This window comes from Mesorhizobium sp. M8A.F.Ca.ET.207.01.1.1 (assembly GCF_004794715.1).
Classification (GTDB): domain Bacteria; phylum Pseudomonadota; class Alphaproteobacteria; order Rhizobiales; family Rhizobiaceae; genus Mesorhizobium.
Map to the genome: position 1 here is coordinate 1 of NZ_SRUS01000080.1, position 459 is coordinate 459.

Sequence of the window (459 nt, forward strand, 5' to 3'; positions counted from 1 at the left end):
CCCGACTGCCCTTCCCCGCTCCCCGGCACCTGCTGCTGGCCGGTGCCGTTGTACTTGCCCTGTCCGGCTGCGCGTCGGTCGGCCGCTACCCGGTGCATGACCCGGCCGTGGCGGCGCAGTATGGGCGTGGCGATGCCACCCTCAACGCGCCGGCCGACGACCCGCGCAGCAGCCTGGATACACCGGGCCGCGACATCCGCCAGGACACCTGGTGGACCGGCTTCGGCGATCAACGCCTGGACCGCCTGGTGGCGCAGGCGCTGGCCGCCAACAGCGATCTGGCCGCCGCCGGCCTGGCCGTGCAGCGTTCGCGCCTGCAGGCCGGCCTGGCCAGCAACGCGTTGTGGCCGCAGCCTTCGTCCTCCGGCGTGAGCGGCAGCGCCAGCCGCGCCACCGACCAGCCCGACGACTGGCGCCGCAGCTATTCCACCGGCGTCTCGCTGGGCTGGGAAGTGGACC

At 74.3% G+C, this 459-nt stretch carries 1 protein-coding gene; it reads left to right on the plus strand.

Features of this window, described 5'->3' with window-relative positions; all coding sequences use genetic code 11:
- A partial coding sequence (locus EN850_RS33540) for a TolC family protein (protein WP_189591274.1) occupies positions 1-459 on the plus strand: 459 nt, incomplete at both ends.